Below are 17076 nucleotides of genomic sequence, written 5' to 3'. Positions count from 1 at the left end.
AAGGATTTAGCTAGAGTCGAAGACTCGTGTCGACAATCTCGCGGCCGTCCAGACCAAGAGAAGGCCGCACGTGGCAAAGTCCAGCTCGCCAGTCTCCGGGGTTGCCGAACGCTACGCAGCTTCGTTGCACGAACTTGCCGCCGACTCCGGCGTCATTGGCCAGGTCGAAGCCGATCTCGACGCCTTCGAGATCCTGCTGAACGAAAACCAGGACCTTGCCCGCCTGATCCGCAGTCCTGTATTCTCCGCCGACGATCAGTTCCGGGCCGTTTCGGCGATTGTGGATCGCGCCGGCTTCACCCCGCTCGTCGGGAACTTCCTCAAGGTCGTCGCGAGGAACCGTCGCCTGTTCGCCGTTCCGGCGATGATCAAGGCCTTCCGCCGCATCGCGGCGGAACAGCGTGGCGAGGTCTCTGCCGAGGTAACTTCGGCGCACCCGCTGACGCGGGACCAGGAGGCCGAGCTTATGGCTGCACTGCGTGAAATGGCTGGCAAGAAGGTCTCGATCAAGACCACGGTCGATCCTTCGCTGCTCGGCGGCCTGATCGTCAGGATCGGCTCGCGCCAGATCGACTCGTCGCTCAGAACAAAACTCAATTCGCTCAAGCTCGCACTGAAAGAGGTCGGCTGATGGACATCCGCGCCGCGGAAATTTCCGCAATCCTTAAGGACCAGATCAAGAACTTCGGCAAGGAAGCCGAGGTTTCGGAAGTTGGTCAGGTGTTGTCAGTCGGCGACGGCATTGCCCGCGTCTACGGCCTCGACAATGTCCAGGCCGGCGAAATGGTCGAGTTCCCCGGCGGCATCCGCGGGATGGCGCTGAACCTTGAGACCGACAATGTCGGCGTCGTCATCTTCGGTAATGACCGCGACATCAAGGAAGGCGACACCGTCAAGCGGACCGGCGCCATCGTCGACGTGCCGGTTGGTCCCGGCCTGCTCGGCCGCGTCGTCGACGCTCTTGGCAACCCAATCGACGGCAAGGGCCCGATCGAGGCTGTCGAGCGTCGCCGCGTCGACGTGAAGGCGCCCGGCATCATTCCGCGCAAGTCGGTGCACGAGCCGATGTCGACCGGCCTCAAGGCGATCGACGCCCTCATCCCGATCGGCCGCGGCCAGCGCGAGTTGGTCATCGGCGACCGCCAGACCGGCAAGACCGCCATCATCCTCGACACGATCCTGAACCAGAAGGCCATCCACGTCTCCGGCCCGGAGAAGGAGAAGCTCTACTGCGTCTACGTCGCCGTCGGCCAGAAGCGCTCGACCGTTGCACAGTTCGTGAAGGTGCTCGAGGAGCGCGGCGCGCTCGAATATTCGATCATCGTCGCGGCCACCGCCTCCGATCCGGCGCCGATGCAGTTCCTGGCTCCGTTCGCCGGCTGCGCCATGGGCGAGTACTTCCGCGACAACGGCCAGCATGCGCTGATCGCCTATGACGACCTGTCCAAGCAGGCCGTTGCCTACCGCCAGATGTCGCTGCTGCTGCGCCGCCCGCCGGGACGCGAGGCCTATCCGGGCGACGTGTTCTACCTGCATTCGCGCCTGCTCGAGCGCGCTGCGAAGATGAACGACGAGATGGGCGCCGGCTCGCTGACCGCCCTGCCCGTCATCGAGACGCAGGCGAACGACGTGTCGGCCTACATCCCGACCAACGTGATCTCGATCACCGACGGCCAGATCTTCCTCGAGACCAACCTGTTCTTCCAGGGCATCCGTCCGGCTGTGAACGTCGGCCTGTCGGTGTCGCGCGTCGGCTCGGCCGCGCAGGTCAAGGCGATGAAGCAGGTCGCCGGCTCGATCAAGGGCGAACTCGCGCAGTACCGCGAGATGGCGGCCTTCGCGCAGTTCGGCTCCGACCTCGACGCCGCCACGCAGCGCCTGCTCAACCGCGGCGCCCGGCTGACCGAACTGCTGAAGCAGCCGCAGTTCTCGCCGCTGAAGACGGAAGAGCAGGTCGCGGTGATCTTCGCCGGCGTGAACGGCTACCTCGACAAGCTGACGCTCCCGCAGGTCAGCAAGTTCGAGCAGGGTCTGCTGGCTCACATGCGCAGCGAAGGCAAGGAAGTGCTCGATGCGATCCGCACCGAGAAGGCGCTTTCCGACAGCCTGCGCGACCAGCTGAAGGCCCAGATCGACACCTTCGCCAAGACCTTCGCCTGAAACTGACGGAGCGTCTCGATGGCTTCGCTAAAGGACCTACGCAACCGCATCGCCTCCGTTAAGGCGACGCAGAAGATCACCAAGGCGATGCAGATGGTCGCCGCGGCGAAGCTGCGCCGTGCCCAGGAGGCGGCGGAGGCCGCACGGCCCTACTCGCAGCGCATGAGCGCGGTGCTGGCGAACATTACTCAGGCGGTCGGCGGGGGCGGCGACGCCCCGGCGCTGATGACCGGTACCGGCCGCGACGACGTGCATCTCCTCGTGGTCTGCACCGCCGACCGCGGTCTCGCCGGCGGCTTCAATTCCCAGATCGCGCGTTTCGCGCGCGATCACATCCGTCGCCTGCAGGGCGAAGGCAAGACGGTGAAAATCATCACCGTCGGCAAGAAGGGTTTCGACATCCTTCGGCGCGACTTCGGCAACCTGATCATCGACCGCGTCGAGCATCGCGAAGTGAAGCAGATCGGCTTCGGCAACGCCGATGCGATCGCCAGGAAGGTGATTCGGCTGTTCGAGGAAGGCCAGTTCGACGTCTGCACGCTGTTCTACTCGCAGTTCAAGTCGGTGATCGCACAGATCCCGACCGCGCAGCAGCTCATCCCCGCCGCCGCCCCGGTCGAGAACGGTGCGGAGACGGGCGCTGGCGGCGCCGTCTACGAGTACGAGCCCGAGCCCGGCGAGATCCTGTCCGACCTGATCCCGCGCAATATCGCAGTGCAGATCTTCCGCGCGCTGCTCGAAAATGCGGCGGGCGAGATGGGCGCCAAGATGACGGCCATGGACAATGCGACGCGCAACGCCGGCGACATGATCAACCGGCTGTCGATTACCTACAACCGGCAGCGCCAGGCGCAGATCACCAAGGAACTCATCGAGATCATTTCGGGCGCAGAGGCGCTCTAACCGCGACGGTCCGGCAGCGGGCTGGCGGTATCAATTGGAACGAAAAGGGTAACGAGAATGGCGAAAGCAGCGACCCCTAAGGATCCGGCCGCGCCGAAGGCCGCCAGGTCGAAAGCAGGTGCAACGAAGTCCAGCGCTTCGGCGAAGGCCGCGAGCCTGTCCGCCGCGGTGACGGGTTCCACGCCGGTGACGCTGGCATCGGGAGCGCGCGGCAAGGTCCGCCAGGTCATCGGCGCCGTCGTCGACGTGCAGTTCGAGGACCACCTGCCGGCGATTCTGAACGCGCTCGAGACCGAGAACCGTGGCACGCGCCTGGTGCTCGAGGTTGCCCAGCACCTCGGCGAGAACACCGTGCGCACCATCGCCATGGACTCCACCGACGGCCTCGTGCGCGGCCAGAGCGTCGCCGACACCGGCAATCCGATCTCGGTGCCGGTCGGCCCCGAGATGCTCGGCCGCATCATCAACGTCATCGGCGAGCCGGTCGACGAGGCCGGTCCGATCACCGCGACCCAGAGCCGCGCCATCCACCAGCCGGCTCCGGCCTATGTCGAGCAATCGACCGAGGCGGAGATCCTGGTCACGGGCATCAAGGTCCTTGATCTGCTCGCTCCCTACGCCAAGGGCGGTAAGATCGGCCTGTTCGGCGGCGCCGGCGTCGGCAAGACCGTGCTGATCCAGGAACTGATCAACAACGTCGCGAAGGCCCACGGCGGCTTCTCGGTGTTCGCCGGCGTCGGCGAGCGTACTCGCGAAGGCAACGACCTCTACCACGAGTTCATCGAGTCCGGCGTCAACAAGAAGGGCGGCGGCGAGGGCTCCAAGGCGGCGCTGGTGTACGGCCAGATGAACGAGCCGCCGGGCGCACGCGCCCGCGTCGGCCTCACCGGCCTGACCGTCGCCGAGTACTTCCGTGACCAGGGCCAGGACGTGCTGTTCTTCGTCGACAACATCTTCCGCTTCACCCAGGCGGGTTCGGAAGTGTCGGCGCTGCTCGGCCGCATCCCCTCGGCGGTGGGCTATCAGCCGACGCTCGCCACCGACATGGGCGCCCTGCAGGAGCGCATCACCACCACCACCACCGGCTCGATCACCTCGGTGCAGGCCATCTACGTGCCCGCCGACGACCTGACCGACCCGGCGCCGGCTACCTCCTTCGCCCACCTCGACGCGACCACGGTGCTCAACCGCGCCATCGCCGAGAAGGGCATCTATCCGGCCGTCGATCCGCTCGACTCCACCTCGCGCATGCTCGACCCGATGGTCGTTGGCGAGGAGCACTATCAGGTGGCTCGTGACGTCCAGCAGACGCTGCAGCGCTACAAGTCGCTGCAGGACATCATCGCTATCCTGGGCATGGACGAGTTGTCGGAAGAGGACAAGCTCACCGTCGCCCGCGCCCGCAAGATCGAGCGCTTCCTGTCGCAGCCGTTCTTCGTGGCCGAGGTGTTCACCGGTTCGCCGGGCAAGCTCGTCGACCTCGCCGACACCATCAAGGGATTCAAGGGCTTGGTCAACGGCGACTACGACCACCTGCCGGAGGCGGCCTTCTACATGGTGGGCTCGATCGAGGAAGCCGTCGAGAAGGCGCAGCGACTGGCCGCCGAGGCGGCTTAAGCTTAGGCCACGCTTTGGGGACCCGCGGGCGCCACGCACCTGCGGGTCGACCGTTTAGCGAGGGCGCAGGCAGTCAGGCAGGCCATCCCGCATGTTTAACAAGTGAGCTGAAGAGCAATGGCAAGCTTCCAATTCGAACTCGTCTCGCCGGAGCGCCTGCTCGTCTCGCAGAAGGTTGAGTCGGTGATCATCCCCGGCGCGGAAGGCGAGATGACCATTATGGCGAACCACGCACCCGTGATGACCACCATCAAGCCGGGCGTCGTGACCGTGAACCCCGAGTCCGGCGCGCAGGAGCGCTACGTGGTGTTCGGCGGCTTCGCCGACGTCCTGCCCTCCGGCTGCACGCTTCTGGCCGAATCCGCAGTCGCCGTCGGCGACATCGATCGCGCCGATCTTGCCCGCCGCATCCAGGAAGCGCGTGAGGACGTCAACGACGCCTCCGACGATGCCGGCCGCACAAAGGCCGAGCAGTTCCTGCACCAACTGACCACGCTCGAGGGCGCCATCCTGCCGGCTTGACGCCGGCAACGCCTTCTGCGCCGCCCGGCGCTCCACCCCCTTGGCCCCGGCAATCACAAGCGCCGGGTCCCTGTCCCTTCAATGGGCGCAAACACCTCAACAGGCTCCAGCAGCCCCTTTATCGGGTGATGGCCGCAGGTCTCGAAGAGACCTTCGGCTCCGATAAAATCCGCGACGAACTCCCGGCTCACCAGGATCGGCCTGTCCACCGTTCGTGTAAGGCTCTCTATTCGGAAGGCGAGATTCACCGCGCTTCCGAGCGCCGTGTTGATCCCCTTGCCCATCGAACCCACCGCCACCTGGCCGACATGCAGGCCGATGCGACACTCCAGCCTCAAGCCGCGGTCCTTCTCAAGGAGGGCCCTGAGCGGCGAAGCCGTCGACGGCACGCCGGCCTGCAGCACCCGAGCCGCGGCCAACGCCTTCAGGCGCGTTTCCGGGTCGATGCTGTGCCAGTAGGCGAAAACGCAATCGCCGATGAAACTGTCGATGGAAGCGCCGTGCCGCTTCAGCACTGCGCCGCAATCCGCGTACCACTCGCGCAGCAGCCCGGCTACGTCTGCAGCGGGCAGTTGTGCCGAGAGCGCCGTGAACCCTTTGAGATCAGCCACCAGGATGGTCGTCGGAGCGCTGCGCGAGGCCTCACTGAACGGTCGTGAAATCTGGGTCTTGTCGCTGAGGAATGGGACCTCACTTACCCCTAGGCCGCTCTCCTCAAACACGAGCATAAGCTTGCCGAACTGCAGCTGGTCGCCATGTCGCAGCGCGCGCGGACTGGTGAGAGCGGCCCCATTCACGAATGTCCCGTTGGCGCTGCCAAGGTCGGCGACCCAGTAGCTCGATTCCTCGAAGCGGATGGCGGCATGCTGGCGGGACACGCTGGGGTCGGTGAGGCGGATGGCGACGCCCTCCCCTCGCCCGATCAGTGACACGTCCGCCAGGGAGAAGCACTCCCCGCTGGTTACCACCCTCACCACCGCCGGCATCGGGCTGACCGCCTACGCTTGCAAACCGCTGCTCAGATCCTGCTGAGCTTCTACTATGCGGCCGCAAGATCGGCAGGTCCAGTGCCGGCGCGATTTCTTGCTCCGGCAGACTGAATCGAAATCGGTTCGCGTGCTACTTCAGAGGCTGAAGATTACCGCATAGGGTGGGAAGTAATTCCGAGACCGTCGGGTGGATGGGCACGGAACGCACGAGCGTATCGACGCTGGCCCGCGCATACATGAGGTCGAGGATGCCGTGCACGACCTCATCCCCGCTCGCTCCCAGGATGGAAGCGCCGAGAAACTGCCGGCTGTCCGCGTCGACGATCACCTTCATGAAGCCGTCGGTCTCGCCGCGCTCCACCGCGCGCCCAACACGCGCCATTTCCATCCGGCCGATGAGACATCGCCCGCCGGACTCCCTCGCTTCCGTCTCGGTCATGCCCACCCGACCCAGCGGCGGGTCGGTGAAGAGGGCATAGCAGGGGAAGCGGTCGGTCACGCGCCTGGGGTCGTTGTCCAGGATGTTGGCGGCGACGATCTCATAGTCGTTGTAGGCCGTGTGGGTGAAGGCGCCGCGGCCGTTGCATTCGCCCAGCGCCCAGATGTTCGGAACGCTCGTCCGCAGTTGATCGTCTACCTGGACAAAGCCGCTTTCGTCGAGCGCGACGCCGGCATCCAAGCCTAGATCGTCGGTGTTGGGCCGGCGCCCAATCGCAAGCAGCACGTGACTCCCGGCAACTTCGGGTTCGCCTTGCTTGCAGTCGACCGCGACGGCCACTCCCCGGCCGTGAGGCTTGAAGCTGAGGCATTCGGCGTTCAGGCGGAAGCCGATCCCTTCGCGCGAAAGAATGTCGAGGATCGCCTGCGAGACGTCCTCGTCCTCGCGGTGGACGAGCCTCGACCCCTTCTCGATGATCGTCACCCTGCTGCCGAAGCGGCGGAACATCTGCCCGAACTCCAGCCCTATATAGCTACCGCCGACAACGACGAGATGCTCGGGCAGAGTGTCGAGTTCGAGGATGGAGCTGTTGGTGAGACAGCTGATGTCACGGATTCCCGGCAGGTCCGGCACCAGCGCACGCCCGCCGACGTTGAGGAAGATCTTGTCGGCGGTCAGCACCTCGCCATCGACCTCAACCTCACTGGCTGACCGGAAGCGAGCATGACCTTCCATGAGCGTCACTCCGGCGGTTCCGCGCAACCAGCTTCGCAAGCTCTGCCGCGAGTCCAGGACGACCTTGTCCTTCCGCGCCATCACTCGGGCCAGATCGACGCCAACTTGGCTGCCGATCACCACGCCGTATTCGGCGGCACGTTGCGCCATGCGGGCAGCATAGGCGCTCGCCACCATCGTCTTGGTGGGCTTGCAGCCGGTGTTGACGCAGGTGCCGCCGAGATATTTGCGCTCGATGAGGGCAACGCGCATGCCTGCCTTCGCCAGCCGCACCGTCAACGATGGTCCGGCCTGGCCCGCGCCGATCACTATCGCATCATAGGAGGTGCTCATCTGGGTTGCGCCCGTTCCGTTCTTCCTCACGGCGTTGGGAGAAGGTCCCCCCAACAGCGGCTACAAGGTTGAATTAGGCCCGATCAGCGCAAGGTCAAACAGGACGGGCCCGAGTGATCGCTGACTCTCCCCTTCCGGGGGAGAAAGCGATTTCCACATCTTAGCCAAGCAGGGCGAAGCCCGCCCGCGAAGGCTAAGTGTTAGAAATCGCAAGAGAGGGGGCTATTCTTCGGGAGGGGCATAGCGCTTCAAAGCCCCTCTCTTGGATTTTCTACGACTTGGCGTCGCTAACGGCGCTCCGCGCCTGCTCCGCCAAGACCGTGAAAATCCCTTCTCCCCCACAAGGGGGGAGATAGTCGCGCCTCACTCGGCGGCGCGCTGAAAAGCCTTGCCGTCCGCGAACTGCAGCTCCGCCAGCCGGGCGTAGAGCCCGCCCTCGGCGATCAGGGTCTCGTGCGTGCCCTCCTCGACGATCCGGCCCTCGTCCATGACCAGGATGCGGTCGGCCGTCAGCACGGTTGCGAGCCGATGGGCGATGACGATCGTGGTGCGGTCCTGCATGAGCCGCTGCAGCGCGGTCTGCACCGCGCTCTCGCTCTCGGCGTCGAGCGCCGAGGTGGCCTCGTCGAGCAGCAGGATCGGCGCGTCGCGTAGAATGGCGCGGGCAATCGCGATGCGCTGCCGCTGCCCGCCGGAGAGCGTCACCCCGCGCTCGCCGATCATACTGTCGTAGCCCTCAGGCATCCTGCGGACGAATTCTTCGGCGAAGGCGTCGCGGGCTGCCGCTTCGATCTCGCCATCGCTCGCACCCGGGCGGCCAAAGCCGATATTCTCCTTGGCCGAGGCGGCGAATATCGTGACGTCCTGCGGCACGATGGCGATACGGCCGCGGACCTCTTCGGGATCGGCTTGCGAAAGATCGACGCCGTCGACGAGCACCTCGCCGGACTGCGGATCGTAGAAGCGCAGGATCAGCGAGAAGATCGTGCTCTTTCCCGCGCCCGAAGGGCCGACCACGGCGACCCTCTCCCCTGGACGGATGGAGAAGGAGAGCTCGTGCAGCGCCGGAAGATCCGGACGCGAGGGATAGGTGAAGGAGACGTTTCGGAACTCGATGGCGCCCACCGGTGGCGCCGGCAGAGCCTGCGCTTGAGCAGGCTTGCTGATTGCCGGAGTTTCGGCGAGCAGTTCCATAAGCCGCTCGGCAGCACCCGCCGCCTGGCTGAGTTCGCCCCACACTTCGGACAAGGCCCCGAGCGCCCCGGCGGCGAAGACGGCGTAGAGCAGGAACTGGCCGAGCGTACCCGGCGAGATGGCTCCCGTCAGCACGTCGCGCGAGCCGAACCACAGCACCGCGACGACGGAGCCGAAGATGGTGAAGATCGCCACGAAGGTGAGCAGCGCCCGCGCCAGCACGGAGGAACGCGCCGCCGCGAATGCCGACTCGACGGCCTCTCCAAAGTGACCCCTCGCCAGGGTCTCGTTGGTGAAGGCCTGAAGGGTGCGGATGGCGCCGATCTGCTCGCTGGCATAGGCCGAAGCCTGCGCCAGCGTGTCCTGCGCCAGCCGGGATTTGCGCCGCACCGAGCGGCCGAACGCAACCAGCGGCAGGACGATGACAGGGATGGCGACGATCACCAGCCCGGAGAGCTTTGGGCTGGTCACCACCATCATCGTCACCGCACCGAAACCGAGGATGACGTTGCGCAGGGCGACCGAGGCGGTGGCGCCGACTGCCGACTTGATCTGGGTGGTGTCCGCCGTCAGCCGCGACACGATCTCGCCGGACTGGACGGTATCGAAGAAGCCGGGCGAGAGCTTCGTCACATGCGCGAAGACGTCGCGTCTCAGATCCGCGACCACCCGTTCGCCGAGCGTGATGACGAAATAGTAGCGGGCGGCAGAGGCAGCGGCCAGCACCGCCGCGATCACCACAAGCATGCCGAAATAGTTGGCGATGAAGGTGGAGTCGGATCCGGAGAATCCGTGGTCAATCATGCGCCGTACTGCCAAGGGCAGTGTCAGCGTGGTGACTGCGGCGGCTACGAGGGAGATCAGCGCTCCGATCCCAAGCGCCCGGTAGCGCAGGAGATATGGGAACAGGCGCCGCAGCGGCTTCAGCGATCGCCTTCTGCTATCCTCCATGCGCGTCCTTTCCAGGGGCTCCAGCGGCCTTGTGATTCGGCTCCTGCTGGTGTATAGGTCCGCCGATCGTTTTTCGCGGCCGTGGCGATGCAATAGCTACGGCCTCGTTCGTTTTGATAGTGGGCCGATCGCCGCAGCGGCTGCCCGCGCAGCCAGGGATAGACCGATGAAAGAGAAGATCCACCCCGACTACCACATGATCAAGGTCGTCATGACCGACGGCACTGAATACATGACCCGCTCGACCTGGGGCAATGAGGGCGACACGATGAACCTCGACATCGACCCCACCACCCATCCGGCGTGGACCGGCGGCCAGCAGACTCTGCTCGACCGCGGCGGGCGCCTCTCGAAGTTCAAGAAGCGCTACGAAGGCCTCGGCATCTGAGCCTCGGCGAGACCAGAAAAAGACCCCGCTCAGGCGGGGTTTTTTATTGGGTTGACGATGCGGGCATGAGCTTGCTCGTGGAGTGCGGCGCGGCCGATGCTTGGCCGCCTCTCGTCTTAATACTTCCCGTAGAACTTCGGTCCGGCTGAGGGCCACGCGGGAGGAGCGCCATGAAGGAAATCGCCTGCAAGCTGCTGGTCGTGGGCGCCGGGCCGGGCGGTTATGTCTGCGCGATCAGGTCCGGCCAACTCGGCATCGACACGGTGGTCGTGGAGACGAAGAAGCCGGGAGGAACCTGCCTCACCATCGGCTGCATCCCGTCAAAGGCGCTGATCCACGCAGCCGAGGAGTTCTGGTCGTTTCGACAGGCGGCCGCCGGCAAGAACTCCATCGGAATAACCGTCGCGGAACCCAGGATCAATCTGCAGGCGACGGTCGCCTGGAAGGACCGTATCGTCGGCCGGCTGACGGGAGGCGTGAGTTCTCTCCTGAAAAGAGCCGGCGTGAAGACCGTCCAGGGTTGGGCGCGGTTCCGCGACGGCAAGACCGTCGAGGTCGAGACCGAGACGGGAATGCAGGTGATCCGCGCCGAGACGGTGGTGATAGCCGCGGGATCAACTCCGGTCGAGCTACCCTCCCTGCCCTTCGGCGGTCCGGTCATCTCCTCGACAGACGCGCTCTCCTTACCTGCTGTTCCGCAGACGCTGGCGGTCGTGGGAGCAGGCTACATCGGACTGGAACTTGGAATCGCCATCGCCAAGCTCGGCGCAAAAGTGTCCGTCATCGAGGCGCAGGACCGGATCCTGCCGCTTTACGATGCGGAATTGTCCAGGCCGGTCGCGCGCCGTCTCGCAGCGCTCGGAATAGAGGTGTTCACGGGCACCCAGGCGCAGGCGTTCGACCCGAAAGCAAAGCACCTGACGGTTGCCACAGCGGACGGGAACAGCGGTCAGATCGAAGCGGAGAACGTGCTGGTCGCGGTCGGCCGCCGACCCGCGGTGGACGGCTGGGGGCTCGAGGAATTGGACCTCGACCGAGCCGGGCCGTTCATCCGGATCGACGAGCAGTGCCGCACGTCCATGCGCGGCGTTTTTGCGATCGGCGACGTCACGGGCGAGCCGATGCTGGCGCATCGCGCCATGGCTCAGGGCGAGATGGTGGCGGAGATCGTCGCGGGCCGCAAACGCAGTTGGGACAAGCGCGTGATCCCCGCCATCTGCTTCACCGATCCCGAAGTCGTGAGCGCGGGCCTGTCGCCGGACGAGGCCAGAGCCGCCGGCCATGAGATCAGGATCGGGCAGTTCCCGTTCTCAGCCAACGGGCGCGCCATGACCAGGCATGGCGAGGAGGGTTTTGTCCGGGTTGTCGCGCGCGCAGACGACCACCTCGTGCTTGGCATCCAGGCGGTGGGACAGGGCGTCTCGGAGCTTTCCGCTGCTTTCGGTATCGCCATAGAGATGGGAGTTCGCCTGGAAGACGTCGCCGGCACGATCCACGCCCACCCGACGCTCGGCGAAGCGGTCCAGGAGGCGGCGTTGAAGGCGCTGGGACACGCCCTGCATATCTGAAGGACAACTGGGGGCCGGCCTCCGAGAACGCTACACCGGCCACACGATCAGCAACAGCGGTACCGCGACGATGATCACCAGGATCGAGAGCGGCAGCCCCAGCCGGGAATAATCCGAGAAGCGGTAGCCGCCCGGTCCCATCACCAGCGTATTGCACTGGTGGCCAATCGGGGTGAGGAAATCGCAGCCGGCCCCGATGGCGACGCCCATTAGGAAGGCTTCCGGCCTGTAGCCGAGCGTGGAGGCGAAGCCTGCCGCGATCGGCGCCATGACCAGCACCGTCGCCGCATTGTTCAGGAACGGCGTCACCGCCATGGCCGCAACCACGATGAGCGCCAGCGCCCCATAGGCAGGCAGCGCGGAGCCGACGCCTGCGAGAAGCTGTGCAAGCACATCCGTCGCCCCGGTCGTGCGCAGCGAGTCGCTGACGGGGATCAGCGCGGCGAGCATGACAAGGATCGGCCCGTCGATTGCCGAATAGACCTCGCGCGAGGGGATGACCCGGAACAGAACCATCGCCACAGCGGCGCTGAAGAAGGCGAGGGCCACGGGCACGAGGCCCAGGGCCGTCGTTCCGATCGCCGCCGCAAGGATCGCGACCGGCACGATGCCGCGACGAACGCTGCCGATCGGCAAGGAGCGTTCGGCGAGCGGCAGGAGATGGAACTCGCGCAGGAAGTCGGGCATCTGCGATTCCGCGCCCTGCAACAGGATCACATCGCCCAACCTGAAGACGATTGTGCCCGGATCCCGGTCGATCCGCTCGCCCTTCCGGCTGACGGCCAGCAGATTGACATTGAAGCGGTGGAACAGCAGCATGGCCTTGGCAGACCAGCCGATCAGGCTCGATCCCTCCGTGACCACCGCTTCGATGGAAATGATTTCGGCGGAGCCGGTCTGCTGCCCTAGTTTGCGGTCGCCGGTCAGGCTGAGCTTTGCCTGCCCAACCAACTGGTCGAGGGCTTCCGGATCGCCTTCGATGATCAGCCGGTCCCCAACGCGGAGCACTGCATCAGGGAAGGGTGTGATGCGCAGAACCCCGTCACGAATGATCGACGTGATCACCGCCTCGCCGCCAGCGATCTTGAGCAGATCAGCTACCGTCTTGCCCGCGACCGCGGACTCTGCGGTGACCTTGGCCTCGGCGACATAGTTCTTGATGTCGATCGCGTGGTGCAGCGATGCGTCCTGCCGGGTCCGCGGCGGCACGATCCAGTAGAAGAGGACGAGGAAGGCCACGCCGGCCGCCGTCAGCGCCAGGCCGACGGGTGTGAAGTCGAACATGGTGAAGCTCTCGCCCGTGATCTCCTGGCGCAGGCGCGAGACCACGATGTTGGGCGAGGTGCCGACCTGCGTCATCAGCCCCCCGAGCAGCGAGGCGAACGCCATCGGCATGAGGAAGACGGAGGGCGAGGTGTTCGATCGGCGCGCGAACTGAAAGGCGATCGGAATCATGATGGCGAGCGCCCCGATGTTCTTCACGAAGGCGGACAGCAGGCCGACGACGATGACCAGCAGGGCAAGTTGGGCGCGAACGGAGGAGAGTTCCGGCGCGTATCGCCGAATTGCGTATTCCATGATGCCGCTACGAGCCATGCCGGCACTCACAAGCAGTGCGCTGCCGACGATGATGACGATGTCGTCACTGAAGCCGCTGAATGCGTGGTCCATCGGCACGACCCCGACCGCCACGGCAAGGAGCAGCGACACCGCCGCGATGAGATCGTAGCGGAAACGTCCCCATATGAAGGCCGCCATCATCAGGGCGATGACGGTAATCGACAGCACTTGCGGAAATGTCAGCAAGAGCAACCCCTGGAAATGGCATCCAGGAACGTTCGGTGCCGGCTTTCGTTGCGGCACCCTGGTCTGTTTGACGGGTTCAGGACTGGTCCAGATCGACCCCATTCGCATGGGCGATGAAGTCGGAGAGGGTCGGTACGAACTCGGCGCCATGCCCCGTCGCCACGGCGGCGGCGAAACTGTTGCGGACCGCTGCGCCCAGCGGATTGGCGAGCCCAGTCGCGTTCGCGAAGGAGGACAGATAGGTCATGTCCTTTAGCCCATTCGACAATGCGAAACGGTGCGCGTTCGGATTGCGGTTGACCACATAGTCGAAGAAGGTCTGGTAGAAGCCGCAGTCCATCCGGCCGCCACGGATCACGCTGTCGAACACTTTTGGGGTGAGCCCGGCCTTGGCGCCCAGCGCCAGCGCCTCCGAATAGAGCGCGGCGTAGCCCATGGACAGGAAGTTGTTCAGGAGCTTCATTGTGTGGCCGGTACCCACCGGTCCGGTATGGATGACGCGCCCGGCAAACGCCTCGAGCACCGGCCGCGCGCGCTCCAGTTCGTCGTCCGAAGCGCCGACCATGACATCCAGCGTCCCCTCCACCGCCTCCTTCGGCGTGCGGCCGAGCGGCGCGTCGATGAGGATGATGCCGCGCTTGGCAAGTTCAGGCGCCAGCCTGACCGTCACGGCCGGATCCGAGGTCGAGCAGTCGATGATCATCAGCGGCTTGCCGGCGGAGGCGAGACCGTCGGGGCCATTGATGGCCTGCTCCACCTGCGGCGAACCGGTGACGCACAGGACCACGATGTCGGACTTTTCCGCGAGTTCGCGGGCGCTCTTGGCTTCCGAGGCGCCTGCAGCAACGAGGCGATCGATAGCGTCCCGGCTGCGATGCGCCAGCACGGCGAGCGGCCAACCCTTCTTGAGGATGTTTGTCGCCATGCCGGCTCCCATATGGCCAAGTCCGATGAAACCGATCTTCTCCTTCATGGCGCTTCCTCCTCCTGCCTCTCCTGTCTCGCGCGAATAATCCATCTGCCTCGGCAGAGCGCAAGGGGCACTTCGTGCTTGGATGCCATTCCGACTGTTGCAGTACGACCATCTTCTCTCGCAAAGTTTCAGCCGCGCAGTCCCCATCAATGCGCAACCGGACGAGGCGCGGTAGATTGGAAGGCGCCCAAGTGCATCGCAGCGTCTGGGCCCCAGTGATCGGTAGAGACAGTAAAAGCTAGTGACCCGGGTTCGAGGATTGAACATTCCTCCTGTTCGCACCGCGTTGGCGCGCATCTGGCGGTGCGCGTCGGCGACGGCGTTCCTCCTTTTGGGCTGTCAGGCCGCGTTCGCCGAGGCTGACAAGCCGCTCTGGCCGGACAGGCCGATACGCGTCAACCGCGATAGCCAGAGCCTGGAACGCTTGCCGGCAAAGAAGGCGCCGGTGATCGGGGCCAAGCCGGAGCGATATACGCTGCGTCTCGACCGTACTCGTCCCTACAGGGTGATCGACAGCGTCACCTTCGCGCAGGCAGGCAAGAAATACCGGCTCGCCAACCTCGACCCGGTGCCTTCGGCAAAAACCTGCAAGAACCGGGACGGCGTACGCTGGGCCTGCGGATTGAAATCACGTGTGACCCTCAGCCGTCTCCTGAAGGGAAAGCTGATCCGCTGTGCACCGCTCGGGGAAACGGACGGCTTCACGCTGGTCGAGTGCGTCTCCACCAACAAGGATCTCGGGAGCACGCTTGCGGCGGCGGGATTTGCGCTATCGCAGCAGGGACGGGACCGCTACCGCGCCGAAGAGAACGAGGCGCGCGAGCAAAGGATGGGGGTCTGGGCAGCGGAAGCAGTCTTGTCGAATTGAGCTGCAGGAGGGCTCCGGCCACTCCCGGGTGGATCAGGAGAGCGACGAGCAAGAAAGGGCGCGCAGCCGGCAAGCTGCGCGCCCTTGATCACTGAATTGCGAAGGCGGACGTCAGTTCATCGTCGGGATGACGAACTCCGCGCCTTCCTTCACGCCGGACGGCCAGCGCGAGGTCACCGTCTTGGTCTTGGTGTAGAACCGGAAGGCATCCGGCCCGTGCTGATTGAGGTCGCCGAAGCCAGAGCCCTTCCAGCCGCCGAAGGTGTAGTAGGCGATCGGCACGGGGATCGGGACGTTGATGCCGACCATGCCTACCTGCACCTTGGCAGCGAAATCGCGGGCCGCATCGCCGTCGCGGGTAAAGATCGCGACGCCGTTGCCGTATTCGTGCTCGTTCGGCAGGCGCAGGGCCTCCTCGTAGTTCCTGGCCCGCACGACGGAGAGGACCGGCCCAAAAATCTCCTCCTTGTAGATGCGCATCTCCGGCTTCACATCGTCGAACAGGCAGCCGCCCATGTAGTAGCCGTTCTCGTAGCCCTGCATCTTGAAGTTGCGGCCATCGACCACGAGCTTTGCACCTTCCTGGACGCCGAGGTCGACGTAACCCTTCACGCGCTCGAGTGCCTGCCTCGTGACCAGCGGACCGAAGTCGGCCGAAGCGTCGGTGGAGGGACCGACCTTCAGGCTTTCGACACGCGGGATCAGGCGCTCGACCAGCCGGTCAGCCGTCTCCTTGCCGACCGGTACCGCGACCGAGATCGCCATGCAGCGCTCACCCGCCGAGCCGTAGCCTGCGCCGATGAGGGCGTCGACCGTCTGGTCCATGTCGGCGTCGGGCATGATGATCATGTGGTTCTTGGCGCCGCCGAAGCATTGCACGCGTTTGCCCGCCGCACAGCCACGCGCATAGATGTACTGCGCGATCGGCGTCGAGCCGACGAAACCGACCGCCTTGATGTCATGGTCGTCGAGGATCGCGTCGACCACTTCCTTGTCGCCATTGACGACGTTGAGCACGCCTGCCGGCAGACCCGCCTCGAGGAAGAGTTCTGCGATCCGCAACGGCACGCCGGGGTCGCGCTCCGACGGCTTCAGGATGAAGGCATTTCCGCAGGCGATCGCCGGGGCGATCTTCCACAGCGGGATCATGGCGGGGAAGTTGAACGGCGTGATGCCGGCCACGACGCCGAGCGGCTGGCGCATCGAATAGGTGTCGATGCCGGGGCCGGCATTGTCGGTGAACTCGCCCTTCATCATGTGCGGCGCGCCGATGCAGACCTCGACCACTTCCAGGCCGCGCTGGATGTCGCCCTTCGCGTCCGCGATCGTCTTGCCGTGCTCGCGGGCAAGGATGTCGGCCAGTTCGTCGTACTCGCGATTGACCAGTTCCAAAAATTTCATCAGCACGCGGACGCGGCGCTGCGGGTTGGTCGCTGCCCAGGCCGGCTGTGCCGCCTTGGCATTCTCGACGGCAGCTTTTAGTTCGGCGACAGATGCGAGCGCGACGGTGCCTCGCACCGAGCCGTCCATCGGCTGAAATACTTCCTGTGTGCGCCCGCTCGTGCCGGCGACGCGCTTGCCGCCAATGAAGTGCCCATACTCGATCATAATTGCTCTCCCAGACTGTTCG

14 protein-coding genes are annotated in these 17076 nt (G+C 65.1%); 8 read left to right on the top strand and 6 right to left on the bottom strand.

Annotated elements, in window-relative coordinates:
• The first annotated feature begins 70 nt into the window (after window positions 1-70).
• From HUI96_RS03530 to HUI96_RS03510, 5 genes are all read left to right on the top strand, one after another.
• Window positions 71-631: a F0F1 ATP synthase subunit delta gene (locus tag HUI96_RS03530; protein ID WP_188253268.1), complete on the top strand. Its 561-nt coding sequence runs from the start codon at window positions 71-73 to the stop codon at window positions 629-631.
• Window positions 631-2160: a F0F1 ATP synthase subunit alpha gene (gene atpA, locus HUI96_RS03525; protein ID WP_188253267.1), complete on the top strand. Its 1530-nt coding sequence runs from the start codon at window positions 631-633 to the stop codon at window positions 2158-2160. The genes HUI96_RS03530 and atpA overlap by 1 nt, the downstream gene beginning before the upstream one ends.
• A gap of 18 nt (window positions 2161-2178) precedes the next feature.
• Window positions 2179-3063: a F0F1 ATP synthase subunit gamma gene (locus HUI96_RS03520; protein ID WP_188253266.1), complete on the top strand. Its 885-nt coding sequence runs from the start codon at window positions 2179-2181 to the stop codon at window positions 3061-3063.
• A 57-nt stretch (window positions 3064-3120) separates the two neighbouring features.
• The gene (gene atpD / locus HUI96_RS03515; RefSeq protein WP_188253265.1) at window positions 3121-4680 is read left to right on the top strand and encodes a F0F1 ATP synthase subunit beta; all 1560 of its coding nucleotides are present in this window, start codon (window positions 3121-3123) and stop codon (window positions 4678-4680) included.
• Window positions 4681-4797: 117 nt separating this feature from the next.
• Window positions 4798-5202, top strand: a complete 405-nt coding sequence (locus HUI96_RS03510) for a F0F1 ATP synthase subunit epsilon (RefSeq protein ID WP_188253264.1) — start codon at window positions 4798-4800, stop codon at window positions 5200-5202.
• 53 nt (window positions 5203-5255) lie between these two features.
• Here HUI96_RS03510 and HUI96_RS03505 read toward each other — a convergent pair whose 3' ends face one another.
• From HUI96_RS03505 to HUI96_RS03495, 3 genes are all read right to left on the bottom strand, one after another.
• Window positions 5256-6188, bottom strand: coding sequence for an adenylate/guanylate cyclase domain-containing protein (locus HUI96_RS03505; RefSeq protein WP_188253263.1), 933 nt, complete (start codon window positions 6186-6188; stop codon window positions 5256-5258).
• 133 nt (window positions 6189-6321) lie between these two features.
• Window positions 6322-7698 (bottom strand): FAD-containing oxidoreductase, encoded by a 1377-nt coding sequence (locus HUI96_RS03500; protein WP_188253262.1) that lies wholly within the window; start codon window positions 7696-7698, stop codon window positions 6322-6324.
• A gap of 363 nt (window positions 7699-8061) precedes the next feature.
• Window positions 8062-9843 carry an ABC transporter transmembrane domain-containing protein gene (locus tag HUI96_RS03495; protein WP_188253261.1) on the bottom strand — a complete coding sequence of 594 codons (1782 nt, stop codon included), beginning with the start codon at window positions 9841-9843 and terminating at the stop codon, window positions 8062-8064.
• Between the two features lie 166 nt (window positions 9844-10009).
• Between HUI96_RS03495 and rpmE the strand changes: the two genes are divergently transcribed.
• Complete coding sequence (gene rpmE, locus HUI96_RS03490; RefSeq protein WP_188253260.1) at window positions 10010-10231, top strand: 50S ribosomal protein L31; 222 nt, start codon at window positions 10010-10012, stop codon at window positions 10229-10231.
• Between the two features lie 170 nt (window positions 10232-10401).
• Entirely contained in the window at window positions 10402-11799 is a 1398-nt protein-coding gene (gene lpdA / locus HUI96_RS03485; protein WP_188253259.1) for a dihydrolipoyl dehydrogenase, read from the top strand.
• A 30-nt stretch (window positions 11800-11829) separates the two neighbouring features.
• On the opposite strand, the gene HUI96_RS03480 is transcribed toward lpdA, so the two are convergent.
• Both HUI96_RS03480 and HUI96_RS03475 read right to left on the bottom strand, forming a co-directional pair.
• Window positions 11830-13602 carry an SLC13 family permease gene (locus HUI96_RS03480; RefSeq protein WP_188253695.1) on the bottom strand — a complete coding sequence of 591 codons (1773 nt, stop codon included), beginning with the start codon at window positions 13600-13602 and terminating at the stop codon, window positions 11830-11832.
• A 79-nt stretch (window positions 13603-13681) separates the two neighbouring features.
• Window positions 13682-14578 carry an NAD(P)-dependent oxidoreductase gene (locus tag HUI96_RS03475; RefSeq protein ID WP_188253258.1) on the bottom strand — a complete coding sequence of 299 codons (897 nt, stop codon included), beginning with the start codon at window positions 14576-14578 and terminating at the stop codon, window positions 13682-13684.
• Window positions 14579-14837: 259 nt separating this feature from the next.
• On the opposite strand from HUI96_RS03475, the gene HUI96_RS03470 reads away from it, so the two are divergent.
• Window positions 14838-15446 (top strand): thermonuclease family protein, encoded by a 609-nt coding sequence (locus HUI96_RS03470; RefSeq protein WP_188253257.1) that lies wholly within the window; start codon window positions 14838-14840, stop codon window positions 15444-15446.
• A 111-nt stretch (window positions 15447-15557) separates the two neighbouring features.
• Here HUI96_RS03470 and HUI96_RS03465 read toward each other — a convergent pair whose 3' ends face one another.
• Entirely contained in the window at window positions 15558-17054 is a 1497-nt protein-coding gene (locus HUI96_RS03465; RefSeq protein WP_188253256.1) for a CoA-acylating methylmalonate-semialdehyde dehydrogenase, read from the bottom strand.
• Between the last annotated feature and the right edge of the window lie 22 nt (window positions 17055-17076).

The organism is Pseudaminobacter soli (ex Zhang et al. 2022), from assembly GCF_014595955.1.
Lineage (GTDB): Bacteria > Pseudomonadota > Alphaproteobacteria > Rhizobiales > Rhizobiaceae > Kumtagia > Kumtagia pseudosoli.
Note: the sequence above shows the minus strand (reverse complement) of the source record. Positions and strands in the feature narration are given on the sequence as shown.